Source organism: Aquimarina ulvae (assembly GCF_053613295.3).
The window spans coordinates 80,621-98,070 of record NZ_JBSIBP030000009.1; the positions used below are offsets into that span (position 1 = coordinate 80,621).

The 17,450-nt window shown below is 32.8% G+C and carries 19 protein-coding genes; 15 read left to right on the forward strand and 4 right to left on the reverse strand.

The window, feature by feature from the left end; translation table 11 throughout:
- Positions 1–49: 49 nt before the first annotated feature.
- The 12 genes from ACWGOQ_RS17940 (at position 50) to ACWGOQ_RS17995 (ending at position 10,995) form a co-directional block, all read left to right on the forward strand.
- Positions 50–529 (forward strand): Lrp/AsnC family transcriptional regulator, encoded by a 480-nt coding sequence (locus tag ACWGOQ_RS17940; protein WP_452057865.1) that lies wholly within the window; start codon positions 50–52, stop codon positions 527–529.
- A 99-nt stretch (positions 530–628) separates the two neighbouring features.
- A complete protein-coding gene (locus ACWGOQ_RS17945) occupies positions 629–3,211 on the forward strand; it encodes a phosphoenolpyruvate carboxylase (RefSeq protein WP_452057864.1) in 2,583 nt (860 codons plus the stop codon).
- A gap of 274 nt (positions 3,212–3,485) precedes the next feature.
- Positions 3,486–3,848 carry a hypothetical protein gene (locus tag ACWGOQ_RS17950; protein WP_452057863.1) on the forward strand — a complete coding sequence of 121 codons (363 nt, stop codon included), beginning with the start codon at positions 3,486–3,488 and terminating at the stop codon, positions 3,846–3,848.
- A gap of 197 nt (positions 3,849–4,045) precedes the next feature.
- Positions 4,046–4,828 (forward strand): DUF1963 domain-containing protein, encoded by a 783-nt coding sequence (locus ACWGOQ_RS17955; protein WP_452057862.1) that lies wholly within the window; start codon positions 4,046–4,048, stop codon positions 4,826–4,828.
- A gap of 136 nt (positions 4,829–4,964) precedes the next feature.
- On the forward strand, positions 4,965–5,507 hold the full coding sequence (locus ACWGOQ_RS17960) for a hypothetical protein (RefSeq protein ID WP_452057861.1): 543 nt from the start codon (positions 4,965–4,967) through the stop codon (positions 5,505–5,507).
- Positions 5,508–5,587: 80 nt separating this feature from the next.
- Entirely contained in the window at positions 5,588–7,084 is a 1,497-nt protein-coding gene (locus ACWGOQ_RS17965) for a S41 family peptidase (RefSeq protein ID WP_452057860.1), read from the forward strand.
- Positions 7,085–7,287: 203 nt separating this feature from the next.
- Positions 7,288–7,485 carry a hypothetical protein gene (locus tag ACWGOQ_RS17970; RefSeq protein ID WP_452057859.1) on the forward strand — a complete coding sequence of 66 codons (198 nt, stop codon included), beginning with the start codon at positions 7,288–7,290 and terminating at the stop codon, positions 7,483–7,485.
- Between the two features lie 18 nt (positions 7,486–7,503).
- Positions 7,504–7,737: a hypothetical protein gene (locus ACWGOQ_RS17975; protein WP_452057858.1), complete on the forward strand. Its 234-nt coding sequence runs from the start codon at positions 7,504–7,506 to the stop codon at positions 7,735–7,737.
- Positions 7,738–7,902: 165 nt separating this feature from the next.
- Positions 7,903–9,270 (forward strand): alpha/beta hydrolase family protein, encoded by a 1,368-nt coding sequence (locus ACWGOQ_RS17980; RefSeq protein ID WP_452057857.1) that lies wholly within the window; start codon positions 7,903–7,905, stop codon positions 9,268–9,270.
- Positions 9,271–9,678: 408 nt separating this feature from the next.
- Positions 9,679–10,020 (forward strand): DUF2834 domain-containing protein, encoded by a 342-nt coding sequence (locus ACWGOQ_RS17985; RefSeq protein WP_452057856.1) that lies wholly within the window; start codon positions 9,679–9,681, stop codon positions 10,018–10,020.
- An 86-nt stretch (positions 10,021–10,106) separates the two neighbouring features.
- On the forward strand, positions 10,107–10,619 hold the full coding sequence (locus ACWGOQ_RS17990) for a DinB family protein (RefSeq protein ID WP_452057855.1): 513 nt from the start codon (positions 10,107–10,109) through the stop codon (positions 10,617–10,619).
- A 7-nt stretch (positions 10,620–10,626) separates the two neighbouring features.
- Positions 10,627–10,995: a nuclear transport factor 2 family protein gene (locus ACWGOQ_RS17995; protein ID WP_452057854.1), complete on the forward strand. Its 369-nt coding sequence runs from the start codon at positions 10,627–10,629 to the stop codon at positions 10,993–10,995.
- Between the two features lie 4 nt (positions 10,996–10,999).
- On the opposite strand, the gene ACWGOQ_RS18000 is transcribed toward ACWGOQ_RS17995, so the two are convergent.
- The 4 genes from ACWGOQ_RS18000 to ACWGOQ_RS18015 form a co-directional block, all read right to left on the reverse strand.
- Complete coding sequence (locus ACWGOQ_RS18000) at positions 11,000–11,782, reverse strand: hypothetical protein (protein ID WP_458202835.1); 783 nt, start codon at positions 11,780–11,782, stop codon at positions 11,000–11,002.
- A 161-nt stretch (positions 11,783–11,943) separates the two neighbouring features.
- Positions 11,944–12,570 carry an alpha/beta hydrolase gene (locus ACWGOQ_RS18005; RefSeq protein WP_452057852.1) on the reverse strand — a complete coding sequence of 209 codons (627 nt, stop codon included), beginning with the start codon at positions 12,568–12,570 and terminating at the stop codon, positions 11,944–11,946.
- Positions 12,571–12,583: 13 nt separating this feature from the next.
- On the reverse strand, positions 12,584–13,432 hold the full coding sequence (locus ACWGOQ_RS18010; protein ID WP_452057851.1) for an alpha/beta hydrolase family protein: 849 nt from the start codon (positions 13,430–13,432) through the stop codon (positions 12,584–12,586).
- The gene (locus ACWGOQ_RS18015) at positions 13,429–13,998 is read right to left on the reverse strand and encodes a TetR/AcrR family transcriptional regulator (RefSeq protein WP_452057850.1); all 570 of its coding nucleotides are present in this window, start codon (positions 13,996–13,998) and stop codon (positions 13,429–13,431) included. The genes ACWGOQ_RS18010 and ACWGOQ_RS18015 overlap by 4 nt, the downstream gene beginning before the upstream one ends.
- An 87-nt stretch (positions 13,999–14,085) precedes the next feature.
- Here ACWGOQ_RS18015 and ACWGOQ_RS18020 point away from each other — a divergent pair, with 87 nt between their 5' ends.
- Genes ACWGOQ_RS18020 through menD form a run of 3 tightly spaced genes read left to right on the forward strand, consistent with a single transcriptional unit; the run spans position 14,086 to position 17,373 of the window.
- A complete protein-coding gene (locus ACWGOQ_RS18020) occupies positions 14,086–14,511 on the forward strand; it encodes a PaaI family thioesterase (RefSeq protein WP_452057849.1) in 426 nt (141 codons plus the stop codon).
- Between the two features lies 1 nt (position 14,512).
- Complete coding sequence (locus tag ACWGOQ_RS18025) at positions 14,513–15,592, forward strand: chorismate-binding protein (protein ID WP_452057848.1); 1,080 nt, start codon at positions 14,513–14,515, stop codon at positions 15,590–15,592.
- 56 nt (positions 15,593–15,648) lie between these two features.
- Positions 15,649–17,373 carry a 2-succinyl-5-enolpyruvyl-6-hydroxy-3-cyclohexene-1-carboxylic-acid synthase gene (gene menD, locus ACWGOQ_RS18030; protein WP_452057847.1) on the forward strand — a complete coding sequence of 575 codons (1,725 nt, stop codon included), beginning with the start codon at positions 15,649–15,651 and terminating at the stop codon, positions 17,371–17,373.
- Positions 17,374–17,450 lie beyond the last annotated feature (77 nt).

Here is a 17,450-nt window from a genome sequence, read left to right on the forward strand (position 1 = left end):
TCTGTTATTTTTGCAATGTAAATAATCGGGAAAATTTATTAGAATTACTATGGCAAAATTTAAATTAGACGAAGTAGATCACCAGATTTTAGACATGTTGATCGAAAATACACGTACTCCTTTTACGGATATCGCAAAGAAGTTGTTAATATCCGCAGGTACCGTCCATGTGCGTGTGAAAAAAATGGAGGAAGCGGGAATCATAGAAGGTTCTTCCTTAACGTTAGATTATAAAAAATTAGGATATTCTTTTATTGCGTATGTAGGTATATATCTTCAGAACACATCTCAGACTAAATTTGTTTTACAAAGAATTAATGAGATACCCTTTGTTACTGTTGCGCATATCACTACTGGCAAATTTAATATCTTTTGTAAAGTAAGGGCAAAGGATACAAATCATGCTAAGGATATCATTTTCCAATTAGATGACATCGACGGTGTTTACCGTACAGAAACGATGATCTCTTTAGAAGAAAGTATTAATGACAAGAAGCGCTTAATGCATTCTATCTTTCAGGATTTATAAAGGGTCCGTTATGAAACATACAAACCCTTTAGGAACAGCTCTTAGAGGGTTTTTTATTTTAAAATATTTTATTAATCAACCATACTCGTAACCACAATTATGGCAAGACAACCAAAAATAGAACGTTTTAACCACAATGTTCTTACTAAATATCAGATATACAACAGTATATTTATCACACTACCTTTTGATGAGATTACCAATACAGGTGTATTACTTCCACTTTTTAAGGAAGTTTGCGAAAAAGGATATGATCAGAAGAAAAACCCTTCAGAAATTGTAGAAAGCTTTTTTGAGCTATATCAGGATCACCCTTCAGAAAAAGAAAAACACGATCTTTTATTTCGGTTTATCCAGTATATAGAGCGTCAGGTTGTACTGTTTGATGCGATCGAAGATGCCGCTTTTCCCACTGTAAATAATATGGACGGTCGCGGTACACTAAGAAGTATCAAAGAAGAAGCACAAGCAAAAGGTCAATTAGAAGAGTTAAAAGAGTATCTAAGAAGGTTTAAAATCAGGCCAACACTAACAGCGCATCCTACGCAATTTTATCCTGGCACTGTTTTGGGAATTATTCACGATTTGGATACTGCAATTCGTGAAAACGACTCTCAAAGAATTAAAAAATTGCTTGCTCAGCTTGGTAAAACGGCCTTTTTCAAGAAAGAAAAACCAACTCCTTATGATGAAGCGGTCAGTTTAATCTGGTATCTGGAAAATGTATTTTATCATTCGGTAGGAGCAATTTATAATTATATTCAGCAAAACATTTTTCAGGGGGAAGACCTAGAAAATGATCTGATTAATCTTGGTTTTTGGCCAGGTGGCGATAGAGATGGTAATCCTTTTGTAACTACCGAAACGACGCTCAAAGTTGCCAAAAGGCTTCGTAAAACTATTCTGATTAATTATTATAGGGATATGCGTAAACTAAAACGTAGAATCACTTTTGGAAACCTTCAGGATAAATTGGGAGTTTTAGAGGAGGCCTTATACGATAATTTTTATTATGCCAGAACCGCAGAGCCATTATCTATTGAGACATTAATGAATGGGCTGCTGGAAGTAAGAGAAGAACTAATTAGCAAACATCAATCATTATTTTTAGAAGAATTACAGGATTTAATTAATAAGGTAAAGATTTTTGGATTCCATTTCGGAACCTTGGATATCCGACAAGATTCTAGGGTACATCATAATGTACTTACTGAAATTGTTAGAAAAACAAATAATTTAGGATTAGGCTTCTTTCCGGATAACTATGAGTCATTATCAGAGGATGAGCAGATAAAGGTTTTATCTAATGTTAATGGAAAACTAGATCCATCGGTATTAGATGATAATATGGCAAGAGCAACCATGGAGTCTATTTATGCGATCCAGACCATACAGCAAAGTAATGGAGAGCGAGGTGCTAATCGGTATATCATTAGTAATAACGGTAGTGTACTCAATGTCATGGAGACTTTTGCAATGATTCGATTAAGCGATTGGGAACAACCAACAGTAGATGTAATCCCATTATTTGAAACAGTACCGGATCTTCGTGTTTCTCATGAAGTGATGGAAACGTTGTACAGTAACCCGGTGTATATGGAACATCTAAAACGCCGGGGAATGAAACAAACGATTATGCTTGGTTTCTCTGATGGTACAAAAGATGGAGGATACCTGATGGCAAATTGGGGAATCTTTAAAGCCAAAGAAGCGTTGACCGAAATATCTAGAAAATATAATGTAAAAGTTATATTTTTTGACGGTCGTGGAGGACCGCCAGCTAGAGGTGGTGGAAATACTAACCAATTCTACGCATCTCTGGGTCCAACTGTAGAACACGAACAAATACAAATAACCGTTCAGGGGCAAACCATCAGTTCTAATTTTGGAACCTTGGATTCTTGTCAGTATAATTTAGAACAGTTGTTAGGTGCTGGTGTAGAAAACCAATTGACAGATAACGAGGCTAACCTCTTTTCTAAAGAGAATAAGGCCACGATGCAGGAATTGGCAGATATCAGCTACCAAACCTATGTAGATTTTAAAAACCACCCTAAGTTTTTGCCGTATCTGGAACATATGAGTACACTTAAGTACTACGGAAAAGCCAATATTGGTAGCCGTCCATCGAAACGAAGTAAAAGTAGTAGTTTAGATTTTGGAGATTTACGGGCGATACCTTTTGTAGGTAGCTGGAGTCAGCTGAAACAAAATGTACCTGGGTTTTATGGGGTAGGTACGGCACTGAAAGCCTATGAAGATCGAGGAGAATTTGATAAGATCACCGCATTATATAAGGGATCTGCTTTTTTTAGAGCGTTGGTAGGAAATAGTATGATGAGTTTGACCAAATCATTCTTTCAGCTTACTGCTTATATGAAAGACGATCCAGAATATGGAGCATTTTGGAATATTATCCATGATGAGTACGAATTGACTAAACGTTTGTTGTTAAGGCTAACTGGGTATTCTAAATTAATGGAAAATGAACCGGCAGGAAAGGCGTCTATTGATATCCGAGAGAATATTGTGTTGCCTTTATTAACGATCCAGCAATATGCACTGAAGAAAATTCAGGATATTAATAGATCCGGAGAGGAGACAGAAGACCTAGATGTCTATGAAAAGATGGTTACCCGATCATTATTTGGTAATATTAATGCTAGTCGTAACTCCGCATAAAAGAATAATTTTTTTAAGAGAGAATCACAACACAAGTTATGTTGTGGTTTTTTTGTTTTAAAAATTTTCTGTTTCTTTAAGATGGAATACAGGTTAATAGTTGCCGCTTCAATCAATATTTGGTTAAAACAGTAATTATATTTGAGACTGAAATTCATTAAGCAAAGAGAGAAATGGAGATAAAAAAAGTATTGTTAGAACTCTAAAATTTTAAAGTTGAAAGGAAATACAGAATTATGAAATAAGTGAATTTTTTGATGAAATTGCAACGGGCTTGACTGATGTAAAGCTTCTGACTGAGTTACAAAAGGAAGAGTTAATTGATACTCTATTTGAGTTTCTCAAATCTCAAGATCCAGAAATGGAGGAAAACTTTTCTGTTATTCATTTTGTCGAAAGTATTGATAATCCAGGTTATGAAATGTATTATCCAAAGCTATTAAAATTCAATACCGAAAATGGAACGATAACTTCTGTCCTTTTGCTGAATAGATACACAAATTATATAGAAGGAACCGAATGGGAAAAATGTGTAGCGTTACTTAAATCAATATCCGAAAACAAGGATTATACAGAATATGTTAGAAAAGTTGCCTTGGAGTTTTATCAACATCAAATAGAAAATAACAAACGATAATATGGTTATAAAACAGTGTGAACTAGTATTGTAAAGGAGAGTTTGTATTTATCTGAAAAGCACGATAAAATTTTAAATTCGGTTTTTATGAATAATAATTAAAAATAATGTAAAAAATCTCATTTTTTTATATCAAATAGCGGTGTCTTTTTTGACAAAATTAATCTTATAAAACAGGTAGACAGTATTAAAAAGCTATGAGAAAAGATTTCAACATAATTGAACTTACACCAGATAACAAATCGTATTTCCCTAATTCCTTGAAAAAAGAAGATTGGATGGACGATAATTGGGTTAGAGCACAAGAAATGAATATTCCAATGGGAAAATCAAGATATGGAGGTTGTGTAATAGACATACCAAAAGGAATTGAAATCCCGAAAAACATGAGATTTGCAGGTCAGCTAGATTTAAACGAAATCAGCCAATTTGATAAAACAAATCTTTTACCCAAAACAGGACACTTGTTTTTTTTTGCTGATATAAAAAAGAATATTGGTAAGGTAATCTATCAAGATACGGAGAATTCTCAATTACAACGAGTTATTGAAGAACATACAGATAATTTTTTTCTAGGTGTTTTAATTATCGAGTTTAAAGCAAGCCAAGAATCTTTATCTGATTATTACAAAAAACCAGAAGAAGGTGATCTTGAATGTTTGGAGTGTGATGGGAATATTTTAACCTGCAATTGCGAACAAGAAATTAAGAAAAGTCAATTAGAAGATTTAAATCTGAATGAAAAAGGAGAGTCTTGGGGATATTTTGAAGGCAGTAATCAATCTAAAATGTTTGGAGTTTATTCAAACTGCCAACTTTCAGAGAAAGAAAAACTAGAAACAATGAAAGAGTATATTGTTTTATTTCAGATTGGAGAAAATGGGTTTAATGATGAAGGCGTTTTTAACGTGTTAATTAAAGAAGAAGATTTAAAGAATAAAAATTTTGATAATTGCGTACTGGAATGGTCACAATCATAAACAACTATAACCAAGATAATAGAAAAAAACAACAGTTTAAACGTTAACCAAAAAATGAGTAATAAAATAAAAATGGCTACTTGATAGCTTACTACTTTTCATATACATTACCATGTTATACAAATTGATAATAAGAATGAATAAAACCATTATTTTGATACTTTTAATTTCAATTTTATTTGGATATCAAGGTAATTCTAAGAAAAGCAACAGATATGAATTGATACCTAAACCAATAAACTGTACAGATCAAGAATGTTGTGGTCATTATAAAGGAGCTGAATTTATAAACGGATCTGATATTGCACATCAATTCTCCAACAAAATCTCGACAGAAGTTGGAGATAAACTCAAAGAACTGTTTAAGAAAGGTAAATATTCAAAAGTAGATTTTGATCGTATTATCATGACCACAGAAGGAATGGGTAGTGGCAATGTCATATATTATATAAAAATTCCTTTTGAACGAGTGATAGCAAAATGTGATGCGTATACTTCTTTTGATCATGTAGGAGGGTGGAATCACGCACCTGCATTGGAAGCTAGAAAAAAACAGCTTACAAATGCTTTGATGGATAAACAAACACTAGTTATAAGTGACCTTAAAAAAACACCCGAAGGGTTACAAGAATATTGGATCCAATGGAAAAATAAAGTAACACAATCCATGTGTAAATAAAAACTAGAAAAAGTTTACCAGTAATATATTAAAATGTATTTTGAGCTATTACCCTTAGTAATGTAAAACAGTAATACATAATGAAAATTCGTTTAATCCTTTTATTATTTATTTTAACACTTGGCACTAACGCTCAAGACAATACAGAATATGTAATTCAGAGTGACCTTGAGAATGATTTGAAATACCTAGACAGCATTCTTCAAAATACATCATCATATCAAGGATTAAACGGATATGATTATAAAAAAGACTTTGAGGAATTTTTAGATAAAACAAAAGGGTTATCAGTAACCAAATATGATTTTGAATTATTTTTATCAAGAACCATTGGGAAAATAGGGGATAGACATTCTTATATAAAAGGGGAAAGGGTACGTAATTCGCTTTTTTTTCCTTTAGCTTTTGCACCTTTTAATAATCGTGTAGTAGCTATTAATTATGACAGAAAAAAAAAGGAGTATAATTTTTATGACAAAGATTTCCCTTATTTAAAATCGATTCATAACATACCAATCGAAACATTATTATCAAAAATTCTTCCACTGGAAATTCTTTCCCCAAATGCATCTTACGCTACAATGGCGATTAGGGAATTGAGAGACATTGAAATAATTTTCAAATCATTAGCTGTTGATCTACCTAATCCAATCTCAATAACGTTGACAAACGAAAAAGGTATTGATAAAACTATAGATATTGAGTTGGTTACGAAAAAGAAGAGAGCAAGATACTGGGACGAACGAATGTATAGAAACTTATACTTACTAAATGATGAGGATTATAGTAATACAGAAATTATCAATAGATTTTTTACGATAGAAAATAATATAGGTTATATACAACTTGCTGATATGGTAGATAAAGAAGAGCACCCTATTTTCTTTGAATATTTTAATGATTTTATGTTAAAAGCAAAGCAAACCGATGCCTTGATTATCGATGTGCGTGACAATGGAGGGGGAACCCGTCATATAATTCAAGAATTAGCAGGGTACTTCGTACATCCAGATTCTATTTACGTTGTAAATGTTGCTAAACAAAGAGTAAAAGAAGGAAAAGTAAGCGAAAACATCAAAGAAAGCTTACACAGTCGTTATTTATTCTCCAAAGATGAGCTGGATATAAGAGCGCAAAAAGAAGTTGAAAAGTTTATGGCTTCTTTCAAACCAATGTATGAATTGAATAAAGATAAATTTAGCAAATATCATTACCACGTTCTTAATGGATATAAAATTACCAAAGAAAAGTATTTTTACAATAAGCCTATTTACATATTAGCAAATGAAAAGAGCTTTAGTGCAGCTTCTATCCTTGTTTCTGTTTTTAAAGATTTACCGAATATTAAAATAGTCGGAGTAAACACTGATGGTTCGAGCGGAAATAGTGAACGATTTGAGTTACCAAATTCTAAGCTGCGTGGAAAAATAAGTACCATGGTTTCTTTTCAAAAAAACGGTAACATATTAGACGGAATTGGAACTGCACCAGATATTGTAATTGAAAGGAATTTGGAGCAAATTTTTTGGAAAGAAGATTATCAACTCAAAAAAACAATAGCGTTAATTAAACAATAAATTTTCGTAAGGTGAGGTTAGGTTCTAAATTAGTGTTCAGCTCGATTTTAAAGGAGTCAAATATCTCTTTATCAATGTTTTAAATTTTGAAAAAGCTGTTTTTAACGCCTGACATCAGTATTGTCTAATGTCATTAACCCCAGTATTTAAAGCAACCATTATACAATTTGTTGATCTATTAGATATAACTAAAAAACGAAACGATGAACACTAAAATTTTTATATTCATAGTACTGTTAGGTATACTCTTTAGTAGTTGTGATGATAGTGATTGTGTTAATATAGTGTGTGCTCCTGATGCTACCTTTAGATTTGAGTTACTCAATACAAACGAAGAAAATTTAATATCCAATGGAACACTACAACTGAGCGATATTGAAATTAGTAATCCAGCGAATTAAAATATCATAGACCTTAGAATGAGTAATGAAAACGATCGTGTTATTTTGTATATAGATGCTACAAATTTATCAGTAGGATCGGCAAGTTATTCTATACGAGTATCTGATGCAGAACTGTTTGTAGTGGTATTGTTAACAGAAAGAATCAGTAAAGAATGTTGTGATATGTGGATTTTTAGTGATATAGAGATTCAAAATTCGGAATTTGAGTTTGACGAAAACAGGGGTATATATACTTTTATACTAGACTAGTAATGCTAAGATTCAACTCGCTCTAGATCAAATATTGTTTTAAGTAATTTAATTACTTGTATGAAAAGAAGTGTTTTTTTACTTTTTCGTAAATAACGATAAAAATATCATACATTGATTACCTCTTTATTAAATAATTTTTTTAAATTATTTAAAACAATATAAATGAATAGAATAGGAATCATTTTTCTTTTTTGGATAGGTACGATAAATGCTTTCTCACAGGATGTTTCTGGAGACTGGATAGGAGAAATCAATGTTAACAGTAATAATCTGGGTATTGCCTTCCATATTCAAAAAACAGACGCTGGTTATACTACTACAATGGATATTCCAAAACAGGGATTAAGTAAAGCAAAGGCTGCAAAAACCACTTTTGTAAATTCTGAATTAAAGGTTTCATTTCCCGAGTTTAAAATAGAGTATAAGGGAAACCTTGTCGATAATGGCAAAATTCTCGGAAATCTAGTACAAAGAGGATACCCAATTTCATTGGACTTAAAAAAAGGGATAATTAAACTGAAAAGACCACAGGAGCCTAAACCACCATTTAATTATTATTCAGAAAACATAACCTTTATGAACAGTACCGATACCCTAAAGCTAGCAGGAACATTAACGCTTCCAAAAAAAGAAGGGAAGTTTCCTGTTGTTATCATTGTTAGTGGTAGTGGTCCGCAAAATAGGGATGGTGAAATGTTTGGTCATAAACCCTATTTTTTGATAGCAGATCAATTAACAAAAAATGGGATAGGTGTATTTCGTTTTGATGAACGAGGAGTTGGGGTATCAGAAGGAGAGTTTAATACAGTTACCATAGCTGTATCCTCATCGGATGTCTCTTCGGCAATAGATTATTTACGAACAAGGAAAGAAATTGATACTTCAAGAATTGGGTTAATTGGTCACAGTATAGGTGGGATTGTTGCTCCTAAGGTAGCCTCAGTAGATAAGCATGTAGGTTTTATAGTGCTTTTAGCCGCACCCGGAGTAGATGGTGATGTTTTGATGCTTTCGCAAAAAGCTGCCGTAGAAAAAACCATGGGACTCAATGAAACACAAATTGCTCAAAGTCAGGAATTGGTTAAAGGAGCTTATGATATTATAAAAAACACAAAGCTCGATAGAAAATCGCTACAAGACAGTATTAATTCATTTTATGTAAACAAATATGGAGAATTATTTCCTGAAAACCAGAGAAAAATGTTGGTCAAACAAATTACAGATAATGAAGTTGCCAGTCTTTTAAAATCTCGGCCTTCTACATATTTAGAAAAAATCACGATACCAGTATTGGCGATAAATGGTAAAAAGGATCTTCAAGTCTCTGCAGAAGAAAACCTTGCTGTCATTAAAAAATCATTGGCAAAGGCTGGTAATGATAATATTAAAATTGTAGCATTAGAAAATCTAAATCATTTATTTCAGGAGTCTACCACGGGTGCTATAAGTGAGTATTCAGAAATAGAGCAAACATTTTCGCCTATTGCTTTGGATGTCATAATAAGTTGGGTAAAAGAGCAAACGAACTAATCGTTCTCGCTGCAATAAACAAATCTTCTAGAAGATAAATTTTTAGGAATTAAAAAGAATAAAGATGATAAAAGTCCTATGAAGAGTTAATCGGAGGACTTTATGAGCTACAGGACCTTGATTTTTTTTGAGTAGAATAAATTCGGAACTGTACCTCATAGCATTTTTGGGATATACCATAAGGTTTTAAAGGTAATAAGCTTGCATTACAACTTTGTAATAGTGGTATATAGATTTAGAACAAATTGAAATTGGAGTTATAATGATTTATAGGTATCTGTAAGATAGATTACAAAAGGATGCGCTAAGAGTGATGTGAAAGAATCACGTAAGAGTATTTGATTATCCTAGAGGTACTTATGACCTAAATAGTTTTAAAGAATTGAAAAACAATAAAAATCAAGTCATATGAAACTTAAGTACGCATTTTTATTATTAGCAGTGATTGGACTTTGCTCTACATGGTATTTTAATATTCAGTTTTATTTAAACGTAGAGGATACTTCTTTACTTAATTATATTGCTCAAACGAAAACTACCTTTCCTGCAAAATCATTTAATGCAGATTTATTAGTGGTCGTATTTACTTTTTTTGTTTGGTATATACCAGAAGCTATTCAACTAAAAATGAAGTATTGGTGGATATTTATTCCCTTAACGTTTATGGTAGCGATCGCTTTCGCATTTCCATTGTTTTTATATTTCAGAGCACGTAAACTAGAGGAACTAACCGCGGTTGTACAAACGTAATATATCGAATAATAAAGAACTGTTAACAGGAAGAAATAATGCACTAAGAATTAGTACATTTCTGGATAATTTATAAATAATAACTTATGCAATCCTTACTTACTACTGATGAGTATAATTCATATTATGGTGTTTATATTGATAAAGCTGTAAACGTTAATATCCCAGAAGGTTTGACAATGAGCAAACAACAGTTTATGGACTTTGTAAATACCATTCCAGAAGACAAATTTACCTATGCATATGCTAATGGGAAATGGACAATCGCAGAGGTTATACAACATATAATTGATACTGAACGTATTTTTGCGTACAGGGCACTTTGTTTTGCAAGAAAAGATAAAAGTTCTTTAGTGGGATTTGATCAAGATGCATATGTTCCTAATTCTAATGCGAATTATTTTAGCAAGCAAGAGCTCTTAGAAAATTTTGAAGCAGTTAGAAATAGTTCGATAACGTTATTTAAAAGTTTTACAGAGGAAATGCTCCTTCAGATTGGGGAGGCTAGTGGTAGTCCAATGAGCACTAGGGCAGTAGGTTTTATACTTTCAGGACATCAGAAACATCATTTGGATATTATAAAAGCCCGATATTTATAAAATTAATATGACTGCAGAAGAAGTTACTAAGAAATATCTTTCTTTTTTGGAAAGAGGAGAGATGGATAAAGTTATTGATCTTTTCACGAACAATGGTATTGTAGAGTCCCCTCTTTATGGTGTTTTGCCAGCAGCAGAATTCTACAATACATTACAGGAAGATACGAAATCCTCTCAGCTTCATTTTGACGGTTTGTTTTATGAGAAAAATACGAAGAGGGTTTCTTTACTTTTTAATTATGAGTGGACGTTAAAAAGTAATGAAAAAGTTAAATTTAAGGTAGTTGATATTTTAGAACTCACTAAGAAAAACAAAATTCAAAAACTGACAATTATTTACGACACGGTCAATACCAGGGATTTATTAGGTAAATAGTATATTACAATATGTCTACATCAGCATGGGTTCTCAAAATGGAATAAAAATAAGTAGAAAAATTAAAAATGTTTGAGCCATTTTTACCAAATGTTTGGCCAATAAAATTTTTTGTAAACCCATCCCTTGTTACCTGATGAATATGAAGTGCTCTGGAATGCGTATTCAATTTTTCTAATTTTAAAGCATCAAACGAATTAAAAGCATCAACTGCAAAAACCGTTATGCCCAGGTCTTTGGCTACCGCTATGTCCAAATCAGAAACAGAACTAATATTTATTTTGTCATTTTGTATTTCCTTAGGATGTCCGTGTAATTGACCAAGAAGCATGAGTCCTTCTCCAACTCTCGGAGCACTATTGGTCCCTACTGTATACGTATGAATGATAATCTCTTTATTGGTTTTTAGTTCTGGAATCCAATCTCTTATAGCAAATACTTTTCCGTTATTTACATTCAAGACAATAAATACCTGATTTTCTAAACCTTCTGTCATGGTATCATCAGCAATAGCTTGTACCTCTTTCTGTATCTGATCTTCATCAAAAGTAATGACATAACTATTTTTGTGTAATTCTAGGATTCCTGATGTCGTATGTGTTCCTCCTTTTTCTTCTATTACATAATTCCATTCCCTTATATCAATTACACGTAGATTGTTTGATTCAGACCCGTCGGATCCAAGTTGTTCTCCTGTAACTCGATCAATATAATAATCTCCATAAGGATAGATGGCATCAAAAGAAAATAGGAATATCAATAGTAAGATCAAAGAATAATTAGTCATTATGGTGTCTATTTTAACCAACATTTATACGTGCTTATGTTTTAATAGAGTAAAATTTACGAAATAAAAATTAATTAGATGAATTTAACTGGCTATTTGTAGTATAAAAGCGATTGAAATATCATTTTTTTTATGCTTATTTTTTTTCTTAAAACGTATTCTTATACGATATCTGTTAAAGTTTCAAAGTCTAGTTCATGTCCTCCCGAATGCATTCTAAATTCTATTTGTGGTAGGATTTTCTTGACTCGTTTCTTTTCGGCTTCAACTTTGTCAATCTCAAAATAAGGATCGTTTGTACCCAAGATGTGAGTTACTTTGGTGTGGGTTAAAAATGTAAAATCTTCTTTTGTAAGTTCTTTCGGAAACCCTCCGGAGATCATTACCAAGCCTTCCGGCTGCACTTTTCTGCTGGCAATCCACCTACTGGCAATACTAACCCCTTGCGAATATCCTAAAACTACAAAATTGATTGCTGAAGGTAAATCTTCGGCATTTATGACCGCATCAATATAATTCAACACATTTCGAGTCTCTGTTTTTGTATTCTCTTTAGTAAGCCAGCTTGATCCCACCTTTTTGTAATCATTATTTTTATAGTATTTAGAAGGGGCCTGTGGTGCAATGACATAGTTTTCCTTAGGATCTAAACGCTGAAATAATCGAATAAAATACCTGCTTAAATAGCCAATTCCGTGAAAAACCAACCAGACCGTTTTAGTTTTGGCAGTTAATTCGTTTAAGGTGTCGTAAGTATTTGTGGATTGATATACAACCTCTTTTTGCATAATCGGTAGCTTTTTATAGTTGGAACCAGTCATCTATTATAGGCCACAATATATTCTGATTTTTCTTTCTAAAAAAATCAAAATGACCAATTGTTTTTAGGTTATAATCTGATGGTTTTAAGTGTTTTCGAATCGTTTTTGCATTGCTGTACACACGATCTCCTAAAATATCTACTGATTTTTTGGGAGCAAAAAGATCATCATCAATACTAACGAGCAGCATAGGCGCTGTGATATCCTTATAATAGGTTTTAGCATTTTTTTGTTTAAAATGAAGCATAGAATCAGGGTGTAATAAGAAGGCAGCCCAATCTCTTGCCGCTTTTGAGGTTAAAGCACTGCCTAATCCAAACCAACCAGATGGGTAATATCCTAAAATAGCGGTAGTGACAGGAACAAACACTTTAAAATTTATATATATCAAGGCCTGCATTCTGGGAGTGAAATGTTTATAAAATCCAAACTGGGATCCAATGGTTAAATACTTATTATAATATAGGAAAGCATCACTAAATCCTACACTATTTCCACCATAACTATGGCCTATCATGTATTGCGTGTTGTTTGGAAGTTTTTCTTTTACATATTTAGATACAGCTCTAAAATCCATTGCCCACGAAAAAAAACCATGTTCTTTTAAGGATTTAACAGACCGTGATGTAGACATACCGATGCTTCGATAATCGAAAGTAAATACGTTGCACCCTTTTTCTGCCAGATACATAGCTATATTGAAGTAAAACTTCTGAGGTACAGCTACTGCTGGTGCAAATGCAATAGTTTTATGTTGGTTCAACTTTGGAACAAACTCGTGTACTGAAATGGGGTATCCATCATTGGATTTTACAAAATATGATTTCATGTTGATGAAGTACGTATTATTTTTTTCATTCTGGAAACGGCATTATTAATATACTTATGATCATTATAAATACGCATCAGCAAAATTCCACCTTCCAGATCCTGTACCATCTGTTCCGCAAGTAGCAATGATTCTTCTTTATCGTAGTTAGGCCCCAGAAGTATCTGTAATCCACTGATGAAATCTTCAAAAAAACATTTAATTTCATCTTTGTAGATAGGATCTAGGTGTGCGGTTTCTAATGCTGTATTTGCCATGATACAACCGCTATTGGAATTTTTGAACATGATGTCTAGAAGTCGGTCTATGTTTTCTAGTTTTTGTTCGATGGTGAGTTGATCACTCTTAATCACTTTAAACAAATTATGCTTAAAATAACTATTTACGGTTGCCAATACTTCTTTTATTAATTGTTCTTTATTATGGAAATAATAATAAAAATGTGATTTTTCTATTTCACAAGCTTTAGCCAATTCACTCATGCTACTTTTAGAAACACCACGCTCCCTTAGTACTGGAATGACTTTGCTTAGAACTTCTTCTTTAGATGTTTTAGTTTTTGGCATTTTATTGAACGTTCGTTAAAATAACAATCAAATATAGTTAGAATAATTTGATGTCATTCCTTATTTTTACTTAAAATTAAAAAACAGATGGAGTTAAATAAAGAGGAAATATTGAAACAGTGTGCTGTGATGTGTGCGGATACATTGATGGAAACATTGGATATTTCTTTTTGTGATGTAGGAAAAGATTATTTAGTGGCAATGATGCCAGTTACTTCTAAAGTACACCAACCAGATGGCGTACTTCACGGCGGCGCGATGGTAGCTTTGGCTGAGAGCGTTGGTAGTGCTGCTTCTCATATATTTTTGGATACCAAGGAGTTTTATATTAGAGGATTAGAGATTTCAGCAAATCACGTAAAAAGTATTAGTGAAGGATTTGTATATGCACGAGCTGAGATTGTACACAAAGGAAGAACCACACAGCTTTGGGATATAAAAATACGCAATGCAGAAGGTCTTTTGATTTCAATAGTTAAACTAACGACTATTGCTTTGGCAAAATCCAGATAATATGGATACGGCTACCTTATATACTAAAGTCCAATCTCATTGGGATCAGGGGTTACCGTTTGTAGTATACAGGAAACCTGAAGAAAGAGAACTACATTGTTTTCTTCAAAACGATAATCAGGTATATCAGGTAGGCTCTTACGATGTTTCAGGCTTTATTTTTTCGCCATTCAATGACAGCGATAAAACCATTTTAATGTCTATTGAAAAAAGTAGTTACTACAGCGCAGAGACTACCGGAAATCGCAATAAAGTTCTTCACAATACTAGATCTGTAGCTATAGATCACGATCGTAACGGAAAAGAACAATATATGCAATTGGTTCGTAAGGCAATTAGTGCAATTGCTCAAGGTTCTTTAAAAAAAGTGGTGTTGTCTAGAAAAGAAGAGGTTCCCCTATTGAATACAGACCCTATAAAAATTTTTCAACAGCTACTAGATAGTTATTCTAATGCATTTGTGTATTGCTGGTTTCATCCGGCAATAGGAATTTGGCTAGGCGCTACGCCAGAAACTCTGGTAACTATAAAAGACAACCAGTTTTTTACAATGTCTCTCGCAGGCACTCAACCCTTTATTGATAAAATAACAGTTGATTGGGGTGTTAAAGAAATAGAAGAGCAAGCTATGGTAACGGATTATATTGTAAATGGACTTTCTTCTAAAGTTCGTACTATTGAAAAATCCAAAACATACACGCATAAAGCTGGGTCGCTGTTACATTTACGAACAGATATAAAAGGTAGGTTGTCCTCTGATAATTTTATTATAAATGATATCATTAAAACACTACAACCCACACCCGCAGTATGCGGTTTACCGAAAGAAGAAGCTACATCTTTTATCGTGAACAATGAATCCTATGATCGAAAGTTTTATACAGGTTTTTTAGGTGAATTAAACATGAGCAAAAATCAAAGAACAGTATCCGATTTGTTTGTAAACCTTAGGTGTATGGAGGTAGTTTCTAATAAAGCCATCATTTATGTCGGAGGAGGAATTACAAAAGACTCAATACCAGAAAATGAATGGGAAGAAACTGTCAAAAAAACAGCAACCATGAAAAAGGTTTTGTATTAAAATACCTATAAAAGGTTTGGCTTTAATTACGGCTATATCGTAATTTAGCATCTCGAATGAAAAAACGTTTATATTCCAAAATTCCTTTGTCGCAGACAATCGTTGCTTTATGCGAAGCAAAAGGAATTCATCATGTAGTGATCTCGCCTGGATCCAGAAACGCGCCTTTAACCATTGGTTTTACAGAAAATCCGACGATGAAATGTTATAGTATAGTAGATGAACGATGCGCGGCTTTTTTTGCATTGGGGATTGCCCAACAAATCAATAAACCAGTTGTGTTAGTATGCACATCAGGTAGTGCTTTACTCAATTATTATCCCGCAGTTTCTGAAGCTTTTTACAGTGATATTCCATTAGTCGTGTTAAGTGCCGACAGACCGATTGAACGGATTGATATTGGTGACGGACAAACAATACGTCAGAAAAATGTATTTGAAAATCATATTCTTTATTCAGCAAATCTATATTCTGAAATTGTGCCAGAGATAGAAATTGATGATTTAAAAATAAAACAAAAACAGCATGAAGCTCAAAAGCACAATGAAAGAGAAATTAATCTAGCATTAAATAAGGCAATAGAAAAGAGTGGTCCTGTTCATATCAATGTACCATTTTACGAACCCTTGTATGATACAATAACTACCCCAACAATAAACCCCAAAAATATACCTGTAGAGTACATAGAGTATAAAATTTCAGAAACGTTGCGATCTACTATGCTTAGCGAATGGAATGGAGCTGCACGTAAAATCGTATTGATAGGTGTTAATTCTCCACATAGTGTAGAGCAAAGATGGATAGACCATTTTGCCAAAGACCCTTCGGTTTTGGTGCTAACAGAAACCACCTCAAATATTCATCATCCATCACACATAAATTGTATTGATCAGTTAATAACTCCATTAAGTCAGGATGAATTTATAGCAATGAAGCCAGAAGTTTTATTAACTTTTGGTGGTATGGTAGTATCAAAGCGTATCAAAGGCTTTTTACGAAAATATCAGCCTAAGGTACATTGGCATATCGATGAAAAGAAAGCATATGATACGTATTTTTGTTTAACCGAACATATAAAAATGAAACCAAATTCATTTTTTTCTGATTTTTTACCAGATACAATTCGGATAGAAACTGAGTATAAGTCTAATTGGATTACGATCAGAAATAAGAGAAGAGTAAGACATTCCGAATATTTGAAAAATGTTGACTTTACTGATTTAAAAGTGTTTGAATCACTATTTGATCTCATTCCAAATCATCAAATGATTCAACTAAGTAATAGTTCGACAGTGCGGTACGCTCAATTGTTTTCATTGAATCCTACATTCCAGGTATATTGCAATCGAGGTACAAGTGGTATCGATGGCAGTACCTCTACAGCTATTGGAGCGGCAGTAGGATCACAATTGCCAACCACTCTAATTACCGGAGACCTTAGTTTCTTTTATGACAGCAATGGATTATGGAATGATGTAATACCATCTAATTTCAAGATTATTTTGATTAATAATAGTGGAGGAGGGATATTTAGGATTCTACCAGGTAAATCTGAAAGCGATAATTTCAGCAAGTTTTTTGAAACGAAACATAACCTTACTGCAGCGCAGTTATGCCAGATGTTTAATATCGAATACATTAAAGCAAGCAGTGAAAAAGAACTAATAAAAGGTATCAAAAACCTATATTATGATAATGATTCACCAAGGTTATTAGAGATTTTTACACCCAGAAAGAAGAATGATAGTGTTTTAATCGATTATTTTAGGTGTTTTGTCTAAAAAGGTATCCTTAATATAATTTATTACTGAATAATTCATTAATAAATAAGTTATATTTGAGATAACGTAATAAATTA